The organism is Mesorhizobium sp. M0663 (genome assembly GCF_040320585.1).
Classification (GTDB): domain Bacteria; phylum Pseudomonadota; class Alphaproteobacteria; order Rhizobiales; family Rhizobiaceae; genus Mesorhizobium.
Genome location: NZ_JAMYPX010000016.1, coordinates 1 through 16,357 on the forward strand (window position 1 = coordinate 1; position 16,357 = coordinate 16,357).

Genomic DNA, 16,357 nt, shown 5'->3' on the forward strand with positions numbered 1-16,357 from the left:
AAACGCTTCCACGCCATCGCCGAGGGCTTCGCTCTTGCAAATCCAAACTAATCCCCGCCAAATCAGATGTGTGCGCACGCTAGCCCCCTGTGGGAGAAGGTGGATCGGCGCGCAGCGCCGAGCCGGATGAGGGGTGCCGGAAGGAACTCAGCTCGAAAAAATAAAATGATTTGAAGGGGTTACATCTTCAATGCCGCGATCCGTCCAGCACCCCTCATCCGACCGAGCTTCGCTCGGCCACCTTCTCCCACAAGGGGAGAAGGGGTCACCGACGTCGCCGCCTTCACGCCGCCGGCAAAATTCGCTGCGGGCACTCTTGGTGATCCGGCCCGGCGCTGATAGTCTGGCGGCAACTTGAACATGTAAAAGCGCCTGCTGCGTCCGATCTCGGTTCGCGCGGCGCCGGAAGGAACGACAGTGGAAGACCACGACGCCGGCGCTGGCGCGCCGGAAGTGGGCGTGTCCAGGGGTTCGCCGACGCCGTCCGGCCAGGCAAGCCCATCCACCGGACGCTACGGCCGTCAAGTGCAGCCCCGGTCCGGCAATGGACAGGCTGGCGACACGTCCCACGATTACAAGGGTCAGAACGGCCCGCATCAGAACGGCAAGCCCAAGAAGCGGCGCAAGCGCCGGCGCGGGCGCAAGGTTTTCGCACGCGACGAGGCTCGTCCCGTGGCTGCCGGCACTTCGCTGCCCGTCGCCAACGAGGCCCCGGCGCGCCTACCCCAGCCAGCGGCTTCGATCGCGCCCCAGTCCTCGATCGCGCAATCGGCTTCGATCGCGCAATTGCCTCCAGCCTCGCCAAGGCCGGGGCAAGGTGCCCGCACACCGCCGCCGCTGCAGGAATTACCGGTCTTTGCCGCGCTCGACCTCGGCACCAACAATTGCCGCCTGCTGGTCGCGGTGCCGACGCGTCATGGCCAGTTCCGCGTCATCGATGCGTTCTCGCGCATTGTCAGGCTGGGCGAGGGCCTCACCGCCAATGGTCGGCTTGGCGACGCCGCAATGGACCGCGCGGTCGAGGCGCTGAAGATCTGCGGTGACAAATTGCGCAACCGCAAGGTCAGGAAGGCCAGGCTGATCGCCACCGAGGCCTGCCGAACCGCCGCCAACGGCGTCGAGTTCCTCGAGCGCGTCGAGCGCGAGGCCGGCCTGAAGCTCGAGATCATCGACCGCCAGACCGAGGCGCGGCTGGCGGTGTCGGGCTGCGGCTCGCTGGTCGAGCGCGACACGCAAGGCGTCGTGCTGTTCGACATCGGCGGCGGCTCGTCCGAAATCGCGCTGATCGACCTCACTGGTCAGCGCTCGCCAAGGCTTGCCAACCATATCGTCTCGTGGACGTCGCTGCCGGTCGGCGTCGTCTCGCTGGCCGAGCGTTTTGGCGGCCGCACGGTCACGCGCGAGATCTTTGGCGCCATGGTCGAGGATGTCGCAATGCGGCTGCGCGCCTTCGACGAGCGCGACCGGCTGAGCCACCTCCTGTCCAGCCCGAAATTCCATCTGCTCGGCACCTCGGGCACGGTGACGACTCTGGCCGGCGTCCATCTCGATCTCGAACGCTATGACCGCCGCCGCGTCGACGGGCTGTGGATGGATCGCGACAGCGTCGACCGCATGGTCGAAAAACTGGTCGGCTGGGATTTCCAGCAGCGCGTCGCCAACCCTTGCATCGGCGCCGACCGCGCCGACCTGGTTCTGGCCGGCTGCGCCATACTGGAGGCGATCCGTGCCGTCTGGCCGTCGGAGCGGCTGCGTGTCGCCGACCGTGGCCTGCGCGAGGGCATACTGAGCGAATTGATGGCCGATGACGGCGTCTGGCGCAACAGCGGGCGGGGCCGGCAATGACCAAAAAACCGGAAAGACCGAGCTCCGCCGGCATTCGCGTGCTGAAGACGAAGATCAAGAAGAAAAGCGGCTTGAAGGAATCGTCGCGCCGCTGGTTGCAGCGCCACATCAACGATCCCTATGTCCAGCGCTCGAAGGCCGACGGCTATCGCTCGCGCGCCGCCTACAAGCTGATCGAGATCGACGACAAGCACCATTTGCTCAAGCCCGGCATGAAGGTGATAGACCTTGGTGCGGCACCCGGCGGCTGGTGCCAGGTCGCCGCCGCGCGTACCAAGTCGACCGCGGAACACCCGAACGTCGTCGGCATCGACTATCTCGAGATGGACGCCGTGCCGGGCGCGCCGGTGCTGCTGATGGATTTCCTCGATCCGCAGGCACCCGAAAAGCTGGCCGAGACGCTGGGCGGCCAGCCCGACATCGTGCTCTCCGACATGGCTGCACCCACCACCGGCCACAAGCGGACCGACCACATCCGCACCATGCATCTTTGCGAGGTGGCGGCCGATTTCGCGCTGTCGGTATTGAAGCCTGGCGGACATTTCCTCGCCAAGACGTTTCAGGGCGGCGCCGAAAACGAATTGCTGGCCAGGCTGAAACGGAATTTCCGCTCGGTCCATCACGTCAAGCCGCCGGCCTCGCGCGACGAATCGGTGGAGCTGTATTTGCTGGCAAAGGATTTTAAGGGGTAGCGCCCTTCCCTTCTCCCCTTGTGGGAGAAGGTGGCCTCGCGAAGCGAGGTCGGATGAGGGGTGTTCCAGCTTGGCAACACGCTTGCAGTTATCATCGCCTCATTTCTTCCAACACCCCTCAACCGTCTCGGCGCTGCGCGCCGATCCACCTTCTCCCACAAGGGGAGAAGGGAAGGGGTCCTCAATTCCCCGGCGGGCTCACCGGCTCCAGCGTCTTCGGCGGCGTCAACCTGCCATGCCCCGACACGGCATTGCCGGCGTCCGGCGCCAGCCGCATGAACGACAGCGAGGCTGCCGCCGATACCGCCGCTACGATGAAGAAGGCGGTGTGGAAGTCGCTCAGCGTCAGCGGGCCGCCATGGATATTGGTCGACACTTCCAGGATGCCGCCGGCCAGCGCCACACCGAGTGCGATCGCCAACTGCTGGAACACCGCCGTGATCGGCGTCGCCTTGCTGGTGTCGGCCGCCGAAATCTCGGCGTAGGCTAGCGCATTGATGCCGGTGAAGAACATCGAACGGATGAAGCCCCCGGCGAGCAGCATGGCGAGGATCAGCCCGTAGGGCGTGTCGGGTGTGAACAGGCCGTTGATCGCGATGGACGCGGCAGCGATAAGCGAGCCTGAAATCAGCACCCGGCGGAAGCCGGCGACCCTGAAGATCAGGGCGGTAACGAATTTCATGCCTATGGCGCCGATTGCCGAGACGAAGGTGATCATGCCGGACTGAAATGGAGTCAGCCCGAAACCGATCTGGAACATCAGCGGCAACAGGAAAGGTACGGCACCAATGCCGATGCGGAACAGTCCGCCGCCGAGCACCGACGAGCGGAACACCCGATTGCGAAACAGCTCGAGCGCCAGCAGCGGATTCTTGGCGCGGCGCGCGTGCAGCAGGTAAAGCACCGCCGATGCCAGCCCGACGGCAACGGTGATAAAGCCGGCAACTGGCGGCAGAGCCGGCAGGCTGACCACCGACAGGCCGAACACAATGCCCGATGCCGCCAGCCCGCTTAGCACGAAACCGATGAGATCGAGCGGCGGCGTCTGCGCGGCGTCGGTCTTCGGCAGGAAACGCGTGGCCAGCCAGATGCCGATCAGCCCGATCGGCACATTGATCAGAAAAATCCAGTGCCAGGAGAAATAGGTCGTGATGAAGCCGCCGACCGGCGGGCCGACCAGGGGGCCGACCAGAGCCGGGACAGTCAGCCACGACATGGCGGCGACGAGCTCGCTTTTCGGCGTCGCGCGTACCAGCACCAGGCGTCCGACCGGCGTCATCATGGCGCCGCCAATGCCTTGCATGAAACGTGACACCACGAAAGCCGGCAGCGAATTGGAAATGGCGCACGCGACCGAACCGACGATGAACACGGCGATCGCGGCACGGAAGACATTCTTGGCGCCGAAGCGGTCGGCCATCCAGCCGCTTATCGGAATGAAGATCGCCAGCGATACCAGATAGGCGGTCAGCGCCAGCTTGAGCGCGATCGGGCTGGTGTGGATGTCGATGGCGATCGCCGGCAACGATGTCGCAATGACGGTCGAATCCATGTTTTCCATGAATAGAGCGACCGCCAGGATAAGCGGAATGGTGCGGTTCACGATGGATCCGGCCTTGAAATGTGCGTCGCGATTGCTTGCCGGCCTTGGGGGCCAAACCGACAGGTAGGGCGGTTATCATGGCTTGGCCCGGATGTCGCATTAATTTGCTGTCACGTTTGTGCGACCGCAAGTCTCGCAGCCCCTGGGGCAAAATGCAGCTTCGCCACTACACAACCATCGGCTTTTCAACGGCCACGGGACGTGTTACGAGCCAGCGCCAATCCTGAAAGGGAAGAAGACGAGTCGGCGCTGTCCATCAGGGCGAGCGCCTTTCCTGCATTCCGAGGGCTGGCCATGGCAAAAATCATCGAGACGTCCACCGGCGCATTGGCGCTGACCTTTGACGACGTGCTGCTGCAGCCGGGTCATTCCGAGGTCATGCCCGGCGAGACCGACATCCGCACCCGCATCGCCGGCGACATCGACCTCAACGTGCCGATCCTGTCGGCCGCCATGGACACGGTCACAGAGGCGCGGCTCGCCATCGCCATGGCCCAGGCCGGCGGCATTGGCGTCATCCACCGCAATTTCTCGCCGGCCGAACAGGCCGAGCAGGTGCGGCAGGTGAAGAAGTTCGAGTCCGGCATGGTGGTCAACCCGGTCACCATCGGTCCCGAAGCGACGCTTGCCGATGCGCTGGGTCTGATGCGCACCTACAGCATTTCGGGCATTCCGGTGGTCGAGAACGGCGGCACCGGCGGCCACACGGTCGGCCGGCTCGTCGGCATCCTGACCAACCGCGACGTCCGCTTCGCGTCCGATCCGGCGCAAAAGGTCTATGAGCTGATGACCCGCGAGAACCTGATCACGGTCAAGGAGAACGTCGATCAGGACGAGGCCAAGCGGCTGCTCCATCAGCACCGCATCGAGAAGCTTGTTGTGGTCGATCGGGACGGCAATTGCGTCGGGCTGATCACGGTCAAGGACATCGAGAAGTCGCAGCTCAACCCGCACGCCACCAAGGATGCGCAGGGGCGCTTGCGCGCCGCCGCCGCCACCAGCGTCGGCGATGACGGTTTCGAACGGGCCGAGCGCCTCATCGACGCCGGCGTCGACCTTCTGGTGATCGACACCGCGCACGGTCATTCGCAGCGCGTTCTGGATGCGGTGACGCGGGCCAAGAAGCTGTCCAACTCGGTTCGCATCCTGGCCGGCAACGTCGCCACCGCGGAAGGCACCTTGGCGCTGATCGATGCCGGCGCCGACGCGGTCAAGGTCGGCATCGGACCAGGCTCCATCTGCACCACCCGCATCGTCGCCGGCGTCGGCGTGCCGCAGCTCTCGGCGATCATGTCGGCGGTCGAGACGGCGCAGAAATCCGGCGTTTCGGTCATTGCCGATGGCGGCATCAAATATTCGGGCGATCTCGCCAAGGCACTGGCCGCCGGCGCCAGCGCGGCGATGATCGGCTCGCTGCTGGCCGGCACCGACGAGAGCCCGGGCGAGGTCTATCTGCACCAGGGCCGCTCCTTCAAAGCCTATCGCGGCATGGGCTCGGTCGGCGCGATGGCGCGCGGCTCCGCCGATCGTTATTTCCAGGCCGAGGTGCGCGACACGCTGAAACTGGTCCCCGAGGGCATCGAAGGGCAGGTGCCGTACAAAGGACCTGTGTCTGGCGTGCTGCACCAGCTTGCGGGCGGCCTGAAAGCCGCTATGGGTTATGTCGGTGGCCGCGACCTTGCCGATTTCCGCGAGCGCGCCACTTTTGTGCGGATATCCAATGCCGGACTTCGTGAAAGCCACGCCCATGACGTCACGATTACCCGCGAAAGCCCGAATTATCCTGGCGGAGCCTGATCGCCATGCGCTTTGGCGCAATCTGGCGGCAATGATCCTGCGGCTGTCGCGCCACGCGGCCGCACTCTGTGTCGCCACCGTGGCGGTTTTCATCATCATGACGGCGATGGAGTTCCTCTATTTTCGCCAATTGAGCGGCGGTCTGCCGTCGCTCGACATGCGCTATACCGGTTTCACCCCGGATGAGGGCATGGCCTGGCTAACAGCCCTCGGCCGGCGCGGCAGCGAAATTATTCTCGTCTGGCATTACCTGACCTTCGACCTGCTTTTTCCGGCGCTGCTATCGCTGACGATGGTCAGCCTGATCCTGGCCACGGGCCGGCGGCTGAAGAATTTCCGTGCACTGCCTGCGCAAACCCAGTCGATATTCGCGGTTGTGCTGGTGCTGCCTTACCTGCTTACCGACTATGCCCAGAATATCGCCGTGGCTCGTCTTTTGTCCGATTTTCTGTCGGCCAATCCGGATTCACTATCCTTCGCCTCGGCGCTGATCGTCACCAAATTCGCCCTACTGGCGATACCAGTGACTGTCATTGCGGCTTTCACTCTGATGGCTCAGAAACGGCCTTGAAGGCTGGGTGACAACGACAGGGGGCGTCTTGAACCAGACCGCGATCTTCTGGCCGATCCTGGCGCAGGTGCTGCTGGTCTATATCGTCTATATCGTAATGGGCCGGCGCCGCTATGGTGCGGTCAGGTCGGGCGAAGCCAAGACCGGCCAGTTCAAGACGCGCTCGACGGAGCCTGGGTCCAGTATCACCGTCGCCGACAATCTGAGCAACCAGTTCGAACTGCAGGTGCTTTTCTACGTCTTATGCTTGACGCTGCACGTGACCAATGGCGTCAATTATCTGACCTTGGCTCTGATGTGGATCTTTGTCGTCTCCCGCTATTTTCACGCGTCGGTCCACTTGACCAGGAATCGGCTAATCCTGCGCAGCAGGGCATTCTACCTGGGCGCGGTAGTTCTTGCACTTGGCTGGATATGGCTAGCGCTGCATCTGCTCGGCTTGGTCTGAGCAAGCTCAAGGCTACAAATCGAACACAGCGATCTTGCGCTTGTCGAACCTGATGGCGAGTTCACCGCGCACCAGCTTGAGCGCGGCCTCGCCGAAGACGGCACGCCGCCAGCCTTGCAATGCCGGCACGTCGGCTTCCTCGCCCTCGGCAGCGATGCGGTCGATGTCGTCACTGGAGGCGAGTACCTTCGATGCGACGCCTTCCTTTTCGGCAACGATCCGCAGCAGCACCTTCAGCAACTCCGCCGCGGCGCTCGACCCCTCCGGCGGCTGGAAGCTCTTCGGCAGCTTCGGCATCTCTTCCCTGGGCAGGGCAAGGGCAGCGTTTACCGCGCCAAGCAGTGCCGTCGCCGTCGACGAGCGCTCCCAGCCCTTTGGCGTGGTACGCAGCTTGCTCAGCGCCGCAGCGTCGCGCGGGGCCTGCTGCGCCACTTCGTAGATCGCATCGTCCTTGAGCACCCGGCCGCGCGGCACGTCGCGCTCGCGCGCTTCGCGTTCGCGCCAGGCGGCCACCGCCTGCACGATCGCCAGTTCCTGCGGCTTGCGCAGCCGCATCTTGAGCCGCTTCCAGGCATCCTCGGGATGCGGATCGTAGGTCTCGCGCGAGGTCAGCACGTCCATCTCCTCGTTCAGCCAGTGGGCGCGGTTTTCCCGCACCAACTCGGCGCTGAGATGCTTGTAGACCTCGATCAGGTGGGTGACGTCGGCGAGCGCGTAGTCGAGCTGCTTTTCGGACAGCGGACGGTGGCGCCAGTCGGTGAAGCGCGAGGACTTGTCGAGCCGCGCTCCGGTGATGCGCTGCACCAGTTGGTCGTAGGAGACGCTGTCGCCGAAGCCGCAGACCATTGCCGCGACCTGGGTGTCGAACACCGGATGCGGCACCAGATCGCCGAGATGCACGATGATTTCGATGTCCTGCCGCGCCGCATGGAAGACTTTGACGATCGCCTCGTTGGCCATCAGCCTGAAGAACGGTTTCAGGTCGATGTCGGGCGACAGCGGATCGATCAGCGCGGTCACCCCGGGCGCTGCCATCTGGATCAGGCACAGGATCGGCCAGAAGGTCGTTTCGCGAATGAATTCGGTATCGACGGTGACGAATTCCGCCTTTTCGAAAGCGGCAATAGCGGTCTCGAGTTCTTTCTGGGTGGTGATGACGTGCATCAAATCGCTTTTGGCAAGGGATAGGGTCTCTTTCAATTTCAGCCGCGCGCGCTTTCGTCAAGCGCAAGCACCTCTATCCAGGCTTTGCGGGTTCATCGGGATCGGCATTCCGCTTCGCCAACCGGGCAAAAACCGTCGACGTGCGCAACAGCGCCGTAAAACGGCTGCGATGGGTGGCCGGCACGGCGGAGCGCGCCTGCATCCGGTAAAGGATGACGGCCACGAAGATCGCATAGACGGTGGCGCTGAACACGAACAGCGCGCTCGGCCCGAAAAATTGCATCACCGTCGAGGCTGCAAACGGCCCGCCGATGGCGCCAAAGGAATAAAACAGCATCAAGGCAGCGTTGATCAGCACGAACTCGCCCTTGTCGGCGCGGTCGTTGGAATGCGCCGCTGACAACGAATAGAGCGGCATGGCGAAGCAGCCGAAGATGAAGACGAGCAGGAAGTTGAGAAACGGGCTGCCGCCTGCCACGAATGCCAGCGCCAGTGCCGCCACCATCGCACAGCACGTCGTCATCAGCAGCACCGAGCGCCGGTCCCAGCGGTCGGAGAGATAGCCAAGCGGGTATTGGATGATGGCGCCGCCGAAAATGCCGACGCTGACGAAGGTGACGACGTCGGCGACCGACATGCCGATCTGCTCGGCATAGACCGGCGACAGGGTGCGGAAGGCGCTGTTTGTGACGCCGACGGCGATACAGCCGAAGCAGCCGAGCGGCGAGATCCGCCAGACGCGCGCCAAATCGAGCTTGACGTCTTCCGGCGGCGTCGGATTGGAGCGGTCGCCAAGCGAAACCGGCACCAGCGAAACGGTGATCATCATCGATATGATGGCGAAGATGGCAAAGCCGCCGGCGCCAAAGATCGGGATCAGGAACTGGGCGCCCGTCACCGAGCCGATGTCGACCATCCGGTAGATGGCAAGCACCCGCGCCCGGTCGGTGTTGGTGACGCCGGAATTCAGCCAGGCTTCCATGATGGTGAACAGGCCGGCAAAGCAGAACCCGCCGGCAAAGCGCACGGCGCACCACATCACCGGATCGATGACCAGCACCAGAAGCAGCGTTCCCGCCGAGGCGATCGCCGCGAGTGCCGAAAAGGCGCGCACATGGCCGACGGACTTCATGATGCGGGTCACGGCAAGGCAGCCGAGCAGGAAGCCGGCGAAATAGAACGTGCCCATCAGGCCGATCGAGGAAGCGGGAAAACCTTCCTGCGCACCACGCAGCGCAATCAACGTGCTCTGCAGGCCGTTGCCGCCGAGCAGGATGCCGGCGGCGATCAGGAGGGGGATCAGCGGGCGGATGGAAGACATGAAGGAAAGCCTGTCGTTGATCCTTCTTGAACCATCGCCTTCGCCAATGCCAGCGGCAATTCCCGGTGGCGTTGGGGCCAGCCGGGGGCCTTAATGCATGTCGCGCAAAAGTGTGCAGCGGTTTTGCGATAACGACATGCATAAAAACAAGAACCTAAAGCGCGTCGCATGAGGCCGATCGAATGCGACACGCTTTAGGTGCATTACCGAGGGGGAACTTGCGCTACCGCGTGGCGCCGGACCCTCCGTGTTGGGAACCAAGGCGTATCTTTGTAGTTCAGTGCTGGTGGGCGAATACGCGTCTTGTGAGCTGCCGGTGTGCGGAGACGGTGTCAGGCATCGACGTCGTTTCTGCTGCCCGGCCTGAAGCTCCAAAGGGAGGTCCGCCATCATGAAATTTCATTCCGCATTTGCGGCATTTGCCGTGGCCGCAGTTCTGGCGGTCGGGCCGGCGCGGGCTGTCGACCTCGCCATGGTGTCCGGAGATACCGGCAACGGCCAGAGAATCCTTCGCGAGATCCTCGATCAATACGAGAAGAAGACCGGCAACAAGGTTAGCGTCGTTCCGCTGCCTCCCTCGGCGACGGACCAGTTTGGCCAATACCGGCTCTGGCTTGCCGCCGGAAGCAGCGACGTCGACGTCTATCAAACGGACATCATCTGGGCCCCCCAGCTTGCAAGGCAGTTCATCGACCTGACCGAAGCGACCAAGGATGTCGTTGGCGCCCATTTCCCATCGATCATCAAATCGCAGACCGTGGACGGCAAGCTCGTCGCCTTGCCGATATTCACCGACGCCCCGGCGCTCTACTACCGCAAGGATCTCCTCGACAAATACGGCGCCAGGGTCCCGGCCAGCTGGGCTGAACTTGCCGATACCGCCAAGCTTGTCATGGACAAGGAGCGCGCGGCCGGCAACAAGGACATGTGGGGTTTCGTTTTCCAGGGCAACGCCTATGAGGGGCTGACCTGCGATGCACTCGAATGGGTGAAGTCGAACGGCGGCGGCCAGATTATCGAGCCGGACGGCACGATCTCCATCAACAATCCGCAAGCAGCCGCGGCGCTGGAAATGGCGAGGAGCTGGGTGGGAACCATCTCGCCGCCCGGCGTTCTGGCCTACCAGGAAGAAGAGTCGCGCGGAGTCTGGCAGACCGGCAACGCCGTCTTCATGCGCAACTGGCCCTACGCCTACGCGCTTGGCAACAGCGAAAGCTCCCCCATCAAAGGCAAGTTCAAGGTGACCACGCTGCCGCCGGGGTCGGGTGAGGGCGCGCGCCCGGCAGCAACGCTTGGCGGCTGGAATCTCGCGGTTTCCAAATATTCGAAGAACCCGGATGCAGCGATCGAGCTGGTCAAATGGATCGCCTCGCCTCAGATGCAGAAGTACCGCGCCTTGAAGGGGGCATATCTGCCGACCATCCAGGCACTCTATGACGATGCCGACATCGCCAGCGCCCAGCCGGTGATTCCGCGCTGGAAGGAAGTCGTCCTCAACGCGGTGCCGCGTCCCTCGGCCCAGGCCAAGACCAGGTACAATGAGGCATCGAGCGAGTTCTGGACCGCCGTCCACAACACCATGTCCGGCGAGGGCACAGCCGCCGACAACCTTGCCGATCTGGAGTTCTCCTTGACCAGGCTCAAGGGCACCGCCTGGTGACCTCGCCGCGCTCAGGCTCGCTGCTGGCGCGTCAGCGTGTGCGCTCGGCATGGCTGCTGCTTGCTCCGATGCTCATCGTGCTCGCCGCCGTTGCCGCTTGGCCATTGATGCGCACGATCTATTTCGGCTTCACCGATGCCTCGCTCGCCGACCTCGAAGCCCGCCGCTGGGTTGGCTTCGCCAACTATTTCTCCGTCGTGCAAATGCCGAGCGGCCGCGTCGTCTATGACGGGCTGCTCGCCGATCCGGTCTGGTGGCGCGCCGTCTGGAACACGGTGCGCTTCGCGGTGATTTCGGTGACCTGCGAGACGGTGCTCGGCATGATCGTCGCGCTGGTGCTCAACGCCAAGTTTCGCGGCCGCGGCATCGTGCGCGCCGCGATCCTCATCCCTTGGGCGATCCCGACGATCGTCTCGGCGAAAATGTGGCAGTGGATGCTCAACGACCAGTTCGGCATCATCAACGACGTCCTGCTCAAGCTCGGCCTGGTCAGCACCAAGATCGCCTGGACGGCCAGCGCCGACACGGCGATGGTCGCCGTCCTTGTTGTCGACATCTGGAAGGCGACCCCCTTCATGGCGCTTCTCATTCTCGCCGGCCTCCAGATGCTTCCACAAGAAATCTACGAGGTCGCCAAGCTCGACGGCGTCGGCGCGTGGAGAATTTTCTGGAAGATCACCTTGCCGCTCATCCGACCGGCGTTGATGGTGGCCATGATCTTTCGCGGTCTCGATGCCCTGCGCATCTTCGATCTGATCTACGTGCTAACGCCAAACAACATACACACCAAGTCGATGTCGGTGTTTGCCCGCGAGAGCCTGTTTGAGTTCGACAAGTTCGCTTCCGGTTCCGCCGCCTCGACGCTGCTCTTCCTCATCCTCGCTCTGCTGACCATGCTCGTTCTGTGGCTCGGCCGGATAAGACTGGACAAGGACTATTGATCATGTGGGGCTGCTGACCATGTGGATCGTCAAGCGCACGGCTTTCTACCTCCTCGTCGCCGTTATCGTCGTCGTCGCGGTATTCCCATTTTACTACGCCATCATCACCAGCCTGAAATCCGGGACGGCGCTCTTCCAGATCGATTATTGGCCGAAGACGATTACCTTCAGCAATTACAAGACCGTTTTCACCGAGGGGACCTTCCTGCGCAACCTCGTGAACTCGCTGTTCATCTCGAGCGCCGTTGTCGTCATTTCGCTGTTCCTGGGCGTCACCGCTGCCTATGCGCTGGCGCGCATCCGCTTCAGAGGCCGCTCGGCTCTCCTCCTCATTATCCTGTCCGTCTCGATGTTCCCGCAATTGGCGGTGCTTGCCGGTCTTTTCGAGCTGATCCGCACCTTCGGCCTCTACAATTCGCCGTTCGCGCTGATCTTGTCCTACATGATCTTCACCTTGCCGTTCACCGTCTGGGTGCTCACCGCCTTCGTTCGCGACCTGCCGATCGAACTGGAGGAAGCGGCGATCCTCGATGGCGCCACGCCCTGGATCATCATCAGCCGCGTCTTCCTGCCGCTGATGTGGCCGGCGCTGGCGACCACCGGGCTACTCGCCTTCATCGGTGCTTGGAACGAGTTCCTGTTTGCCCTGACGTTTACCTCCAGCAACGAGCAGCGAACCGTGCCGGTCGCCATCGCCCTGCTCTCCGGCAGCTCTCAATTCGAGATCCCGTGGGGCAACATCATGGCCGCATCGGTGATCGTCACCGTGCCGCTCGTCGTCCTCGTTCTCATCTTCCAGCGCAAGATCGTCTCCGGCCTCACGGCGGGCGGGGTGAAGGGGTGAGTGCATAGTTGAACTGCCGGCACAGAGCAGCGAACTCAGATTGACGCCTCGAGCATAAATTGATGCCGGTGGGATAGGGCGGGAAGAACGCGAACTCGACCCGGCTGCCGCTTGCCTTGACAAATGCACCCTCTCATGTGCTTTTCGCGCAAATTTTCAGGCTGGGCCATCATGCCTCGGCCGCAACCCAACATCCGGACTTTAAGAATGACAATGCATCGTTACCGCAGCCATACCTGTGCCCAGTTGAGGAAGCTCGACGTCGGCTCGACCGTACGCCTGTCGGGCTGGGTGCATCGCGTGCGCGACCATGGCGGCCTGCTGTTCATCGATTTGCGCGACCATTACGGCCTGACCCAGATCGTTGCCGATCCGGATTCGCCGGCCTTCAAGATTGCCGAGACCCTGCGCGGCGAATGGGTCGTCCGCGTCGACGGCGAGGTCAAGGCGCGCCTCGCCGACACCGTGAATCCCAATTTGCCGACCGGCGAGATCGAAATCTTCGCGCGCGAGATCGAGGTGCTGTCGGCGGCCAAGGAATTGCCGCTGCCGGTCTTCGGCGAGCCGGATTACCCAGAGGACATCCGCCTCAAATACCGCTTTCTCGACCTGCGCCGCGACACGCTGCACAAGAACATCGTCGCGCGGACGAAAATCATCGCCGAGATGCGCAAGCTGATGGGCGACGTGGGCTTCACCGAATTCTCGACGCCGATCCTGACCGCCTCGTCGCCGGAAGGGGCGCGCGACTTCCTGGTGCCGTCGCGCATCCACCCCGGCACTTTCTATGCGCTGCCGCAGGCACCGCAGATATATAAGCAGCTGATCATGGTGTCCGGCTTCGACCGCTACTTCCAGATTGCGCCCTGCTTCCGCGACGAGGACCCGCGCGCCGACCGTCTGCCGGGTGAATTCTACCAGCTCGACGTTGAGATGAGCTTCGTCGAGCAGGAGGATGTGTTCACCACCATGGAGCCGGTGATGCGGGGGGTGTTCGAGACCTTTGCCGCCGGCAAGCCGGTGACGGAGAAGTTTCCGCGCATCGCCTATGATGTCGCCATGCGCAAATACGGCACCGACAAGCCGGACCTGCGCAACCCGATCGAGATGCAGGCCGTCTCGGATCATTTTCGCGACTCAGGCTTCAAGGTATTTGCCAACATCCTTGCCAACGATCCGAAGGCCGAGGTCTGGGCCATTCCGGCCAAGACCGGCGGGTCTCGCGCCTTCTGCGACCGCATGAACTCATGGGCGCAAAGCGAGGGCCAGCCCGGCCTCGGCTACATCTTCTGGCGCAAGGAGGGCGAGAAGCTTGAAGGCGCCGGGCCGCTGGCCAAGAACATCGGCGAGGAGCGCACCGACGCGATCCGACAACAACTCGGCCTTGCCGATGGCGATGCCGCCTTCTTCGTCGCCGGCGATCCGAAGAAATTCGTCTCCTTCGCGGGAGCGGCGCGCACCCGCGCCGGCGAGGAGCTCAATCTTGTCGACCGCGACCGCTTCGAATTGTGCTGGATCGTCGACTTCCCGTTCTTCGAATGGAACGAGGACGAGAAGAAGATCGATTTCGCGCACAATCCTTTCTCGATGCCGCAAGGCGGCATCGATGCGCTTAACGGCGAGGATCTGCTCGGCATCAAGGCGTTCCAGTACGACATGGTCTGTAACGGTTTCGAGATCGCCTCCGGCGGCATCCGCAACCATCTGCCCGAAACCATGGTCAAGGCGTTCGAAACCGTCGGGCTGGACCGCGCGACCATCGAAGAGCGCTTCGGCGGCCTTTATCGCGCCTTCCAGTATGGCGCGCCGCCGCATGGCGGCATGGCGGCCGGCATCGACCGCGTCGTCATGCTTCTGGTCGGCGCGAGGAACCTGCGCGAAGTGACCATGTTTCCGATGAACCAGCAGGCCTACGACCTGTTGATGAACGCGCCGTCGGAAGCCAGCCCGCAGCAGCTTCGCGAATTGTCGCTGCGCGTGGTGGCGACGAAGAAAGAGGTTTAGAAAACGCTCCGAACCGGTGCTGTTGATTCATAAAAAAGCCCGGCATCGCTGCCGGGCTTTTTGCTTGAAAGCTCGGTCAGTTTTCGTTCGCCGTAACCGTCACGCCGAGCGTTTTCGGCAGGTCGAGCGGGTTGGACATGGCGCCCGCCATGATCAGCGCGAACGGCACCGCTGCCGGCGGCTCGGCCGAGACCTCGATGCTTTGCGGGTCGTCGAGGAATTTGTTGACCGCGGCCGAAACCTGCGCGGTCAGTTCCGGATTGTTGAGCTGCGCCATGCCGAAGGGCACGATCGCCTTGGCCTGGTTGGCGATGTCCTTGCCGGACATGCCTTGCTGCTTGCCGGCATAATCGAGCACCTTTTTGGTCAGCGAATCGTCGTCGAAGCGGATCGAGGCGCTGTTGAACGAAAGCTGCTGCAGCAGCCCGAGCATGGCCATGCCTTGCGCCGAATTGTCCGCGCCTTCGGGCTGCGCTGCCATCTTCTTCTGCATCTCCTGCAGTGATTTGATGACGTCCAGCGTGTAGCCGCCGAGATCGAAGGTCATGCCGAGCGTGCCGGCATTGTCGACCGATATTTCGTATTTCGACAAGTCCATCCTGCCGTCGGTAGGCTGCCAGGTGCCTTCCATCTCAAGATTGCCTGATATGTTCTGGTAGCCGAGCGCGTTGATGACTTCCTTGGACTTCGGATCTTCGACCAGGGTCAGGTCGGCAGCGAATTTTTCCGTAGTGCCGGAAAACGCCATGGCCTTGCCGTCGGCCGGCGGCGTGATTGCGATGGCAAGCCCGTCCATCGAGAAAGCAGTTTTGTCAGCCACTTTGACTGTCATGTTGTCGAGCTCGGCCGATTTGTACATCATCAGCGAGCCCAGCGGACCGGTTGCGCCTTCGGCCGGAACCGTCATGTCGTGGATGACGAAGGGGCTGAGATTGAGCGTGACGCCATCTTCGCTGTGTTCGAACGGCGACGTCGATACGGTCGCGATTTGATAGCCGCCATTAGCTTCGGTCACACCTTCGAGCTTGACGTCGCCGATCTTGAGCGCCTCCTTTTCGGCCGCCGGTTTGACCGCTACGCCTTGCAGAACCATGCTGGAGGTGTCGCCGGTTACTCCGGTCCAGGAGAGGTCGACACCCTGCGCGGCGAGGGCAACCTTCAGCCGGTCGGCGACCGCGGTATCCTGCGCGAACGCCGCATTCAGCGGCAGCGTCAGCAAAAAGGTCGAAAAAGCCAGTCTCGTAATAAGTGTCGAGTGTCTGTTAATAAGTGTCGAGTGTCTGATCGTCATCGAGAGCTCCCCTGAGAGTGTCCTGAAATTCTTTTCAAATCGTCGCGTCGTCACCATTCGGTGACGAACTGGACCGGAAAAAGGCGGGACTCGGCACAATGGTCGAAAATCGCGGCCAAAGGCAAACCCGATCCATCAGCCTTGCGATAGAAGCAGGATGTAACGGATTGATGTTG

13 protein-coding genes are annotated in these 16,357 nt (G+C 62.7%); 9 read left to right on the forward strand and 4 right to left on the reverse strand.

Annotated elements, in window-relative coordinates; genetic code table 11:
- Positions 1 to 417 precede the first annotated feature (417 nt).
- Both NKI54_RS23440 and NKI54_RS23445 read left to right on the forward strand, forming a co-directional pair.
- Entirely contained in the window at positions 418 to 1,845 is a 1,428-nt protein-coding gene (locus tag NKI54_RS23440; protein WP_352636843.1) for a Ppx/GppA phosphatase family protein, read from the forward strand.
- Positions 1,842 to 2,537 (forward strand): RlmE family RNA methyltransferase, encoded by a 696-nt coding sequence (locus tag NKI54_RS23445; RefSeq protein ID WP_023674449.1) that lies wholly within the window; start codon positions 1,842 to 1,844, stop codon positions 2,535 to 2,537. The genes NKI54_RS23440 and NKI54_RS23445 overlap by 4 nt, the downstream gene beginning before the upstream one ends.
- 181 nt (positions 2,538 to 2,718) lie before the next feature.
- Here the strand turns inward: NKI54_RS23445 and NKI54_RS23450 are convergent, their stop codons facing one another.
- Positions 2,719 to 4,140: an MFS transporter gene (locus NKI54_RS23450; RefSeq protein WP_352692505.1), complete on the reverse strand. Its 1,422-nt coding sequence runs from the start codon at positions 4,138 to 4,140 to the stop codon at positions 2,719 to 2,721.
- A gap of 294 nt (positions 4,141 to 4,434) precedes the next feature.
- Between NKI54_RS23450 and guaB the strand changes: the two genes are divergently transcribed.
- The 3 genes from guaB to NKI54_RS23465 are packed head-to-tail and all read left to right on the forward strand — an operon-like array spanning position 4,435 to position 6,956.
- Positions 4,435 to 5,937 carry an IMP dehydrogenase gene (gene guaB / locus NKI54_RS23455; protein WP_352458563.1) on the forward strand — a complete coding sequence of 501 codons (1,503 nt, stop codon included), beginning with the start codon at positions 4,435 to 4,437 and terminating at the stop codon, positions 5,935 to 5,937.
- 31 nt (positions 5,938 to 5,968) lie between these two features.
- Positions 5,969 to 6,508, forward strand: coding sequence for a hypothetical protein (locus tag NKI54_RS23460; protein WP_352692526.1), 540 nt, complete (start codon positions 5,969 to 5,971; stop codon positions 6,506 to 6,508).
- A gap of 28 nt (positions 6,509 to 6,536) precedes the next feature.
- Positions 6,537 to 6,956 carry an MAPEG family protein gene (locus NKI54_RS23465; protein ID WP_352692506.1) on the forward strand — a complete coding sequence of 140 codons (420 nt, stop codon included), beginning with the start codon at positions 6,537 to 6,539 and terminating at the stop codon, positions 6,954 to 6,956.
- 12 nt (positions 6,957 to 6,968) lie between these two features.
- Here the strand turns inward: NKI54_RS23465 and rnd are convergent, their stop codons facing one another.
- Both rnd and NKI54_RS23475 read right to left on the reverse strand, forming a co-directional pair.
- On the reverse strand, positions 6,969 to 8,120 hold the full coding sequence (gene rnd / locus NKI54_RS23470) for a ribonuclease D (protein ID WP_023674454.1): 1,152 nt from the start codon (positions 8,118 to 8,120) through the stop codon (positions 6,969 to 6,971).
- A 73-nt stretch (positions 8,121 to 8,193) separates the two neighbouring features.
- Positions 8,194 to 9,441: an MFS transporter gene (locus NKI54_RS23475; protein ID WP_352692507.1), complete on the reverse strand. Its 1,248-nt coding sequence runs from the start codon at positions 9,439 to 9,441 to the stop codon at positions 8,194 to 8,196.
- A gap of 391 nt (positions 9,442 to 9,832) precedes the next feature.
- Between NKI54_RS23475 and NKI54_RS23480 the strand changes: the two genes are divergently transcribed.
- From NKI54_RS23480 to aspS, 4 genes are all read left to right on the forward strand, one after another.
- On the forward strand, positions 9,833 to 11,101 hold the full coding sequence (locus NKI54_RS23480) for an ABC transporter substrate-binding protein (RefSeq protein ID WP_352692508.1): 1,269 nt from the start codon (positions 9,833 to 9,835) through the stop codon (positions 11,099 to 11,101).
- 68 nt (positions 11,102 to 11,169) lie between these two features.
- On the forward strand, positions 11,170 to 12,042 hold the full coding sequence (locus NKI54_RS23485) for a carbohydrate ABC transporter permease (RefSeq protein WP_156937283.1): 873 nt from the start codon (positions 11,170 to 11,172) through the stop codon (positions 12,040 to 12,042).
- A 19-nt stretch (positions 12,043 to 12,061) separates the two neighbouring features.
- The gene (locus tag NKI54_RS23490; RefSeq protein WP_352692527.1) at positions 12,062 to 12,886 is read left to right on the forward strand and encodes a carbohydrate ABC transporter permease; all 825 of its coding nucleotides are present in this window, start codon (positions 12,062 to 12,064) and stop codon (positions 12,884 to 12,886) included.
- A gap of 213 nt (positions 12,887 to 13,099) precedes the next feature.
- Positions 13,100 to 14,890 carry an aspartate--tRNA ligase gene (gene aspS, locus NKI54_RS23495; RefSeq protein WP_352692528.1) on the forward strand — a complete coding sequence of 597 codons (1,791 nt, stop codon included), beginning with the start codon at positions 13,100 to 13,102 and terminating at the stop codon, positions 14,888 to 14,890.
- Positions 14,891 to 14,966: 76 nt separating this feature from the next.
- Here the strand turns inward: aspS and NKI54_RS23500 are convergent, their stop codons facing one another.
- A complete protein-coding gene (locus tag NKI54_RS23500) occupies positions 14,967 to 16,181 on the reverse strand; it encodes an aq_1923 C-terminal domain (RefSeq protein ID WP_352692509.1) in 1,215 nt (404 codons plus the stop codon).
- Positions 16,182 to 16,357 lie beyond the last annotated feature (176 nt).

Coding starts and splice junctions, on each gene's coding strand:
- NKI54_RS23485 (WP_156937283.1), top strand. CDS start 11,170: ATGCTCATCGTGCTCGCCGCCGTTGCCGCTTGGCCATTGATGCGCACG.
- aspS (WP_352692528.1), top strand. CDS start 13,100: ATGCATCGTTACCGCAGCCATACCTGTGCCCAGTTGAGGAAGCTCGAC.
- NKI54_RS23500 (WP_352692509.1), bottom strand. CDS start 16,181: ATGACGATCAGACACTCGACACTTATTAACAGACACTCGACACTTATT.
- NKI54_RS23460 (WP_352692526.1), top strand. CDS start 5,969: ATGATCCTGCGGCTGTCGCGCCACGCGGCCGCACTCTGTGTCGCCACC.
- NKI54_RS23490 (WP_352692527.1), top strand. CDS start 12,062: ATGTGGATCGTCAAGCGCACGGCTTTCTACCTCCTCGTCGCCGTTATC.
- NKI54_RS23445 (WP_023674449.1), top strand. CDS start 1,842: ATGACCAAAAAACCGGAAAGACCGAGCTCCGCCGGCATTCGCGTGCTG.
- NKI54_RS23475 (WP_352692507.1), bottom strand. CDS start 9,441: ATGTCTTCCATCCGCCCGCTGATCCCCCTCCTGATCGCCGCCGGCATC.
- NKI54_RS23480 (WP_352692508.1), top strand. CDS start 9,833: ATGAAATTTCATTCCGCATTTGCGGCATTTGCCGTGGCCGCAGTTCTG.
- rnd (WP_023674454.1), bottom strand. CDS start 8,120: ATGCACGTCATCACCACCCAGAAAGAACTCGAGACCGCTATTGCCGCT.
- guaB (WP_352458563.1), top strand. CDS start 4,435: ATGGCAAAAATCATCGAGACGTCCACCGGCGCATTGGCGCTGACCTTT.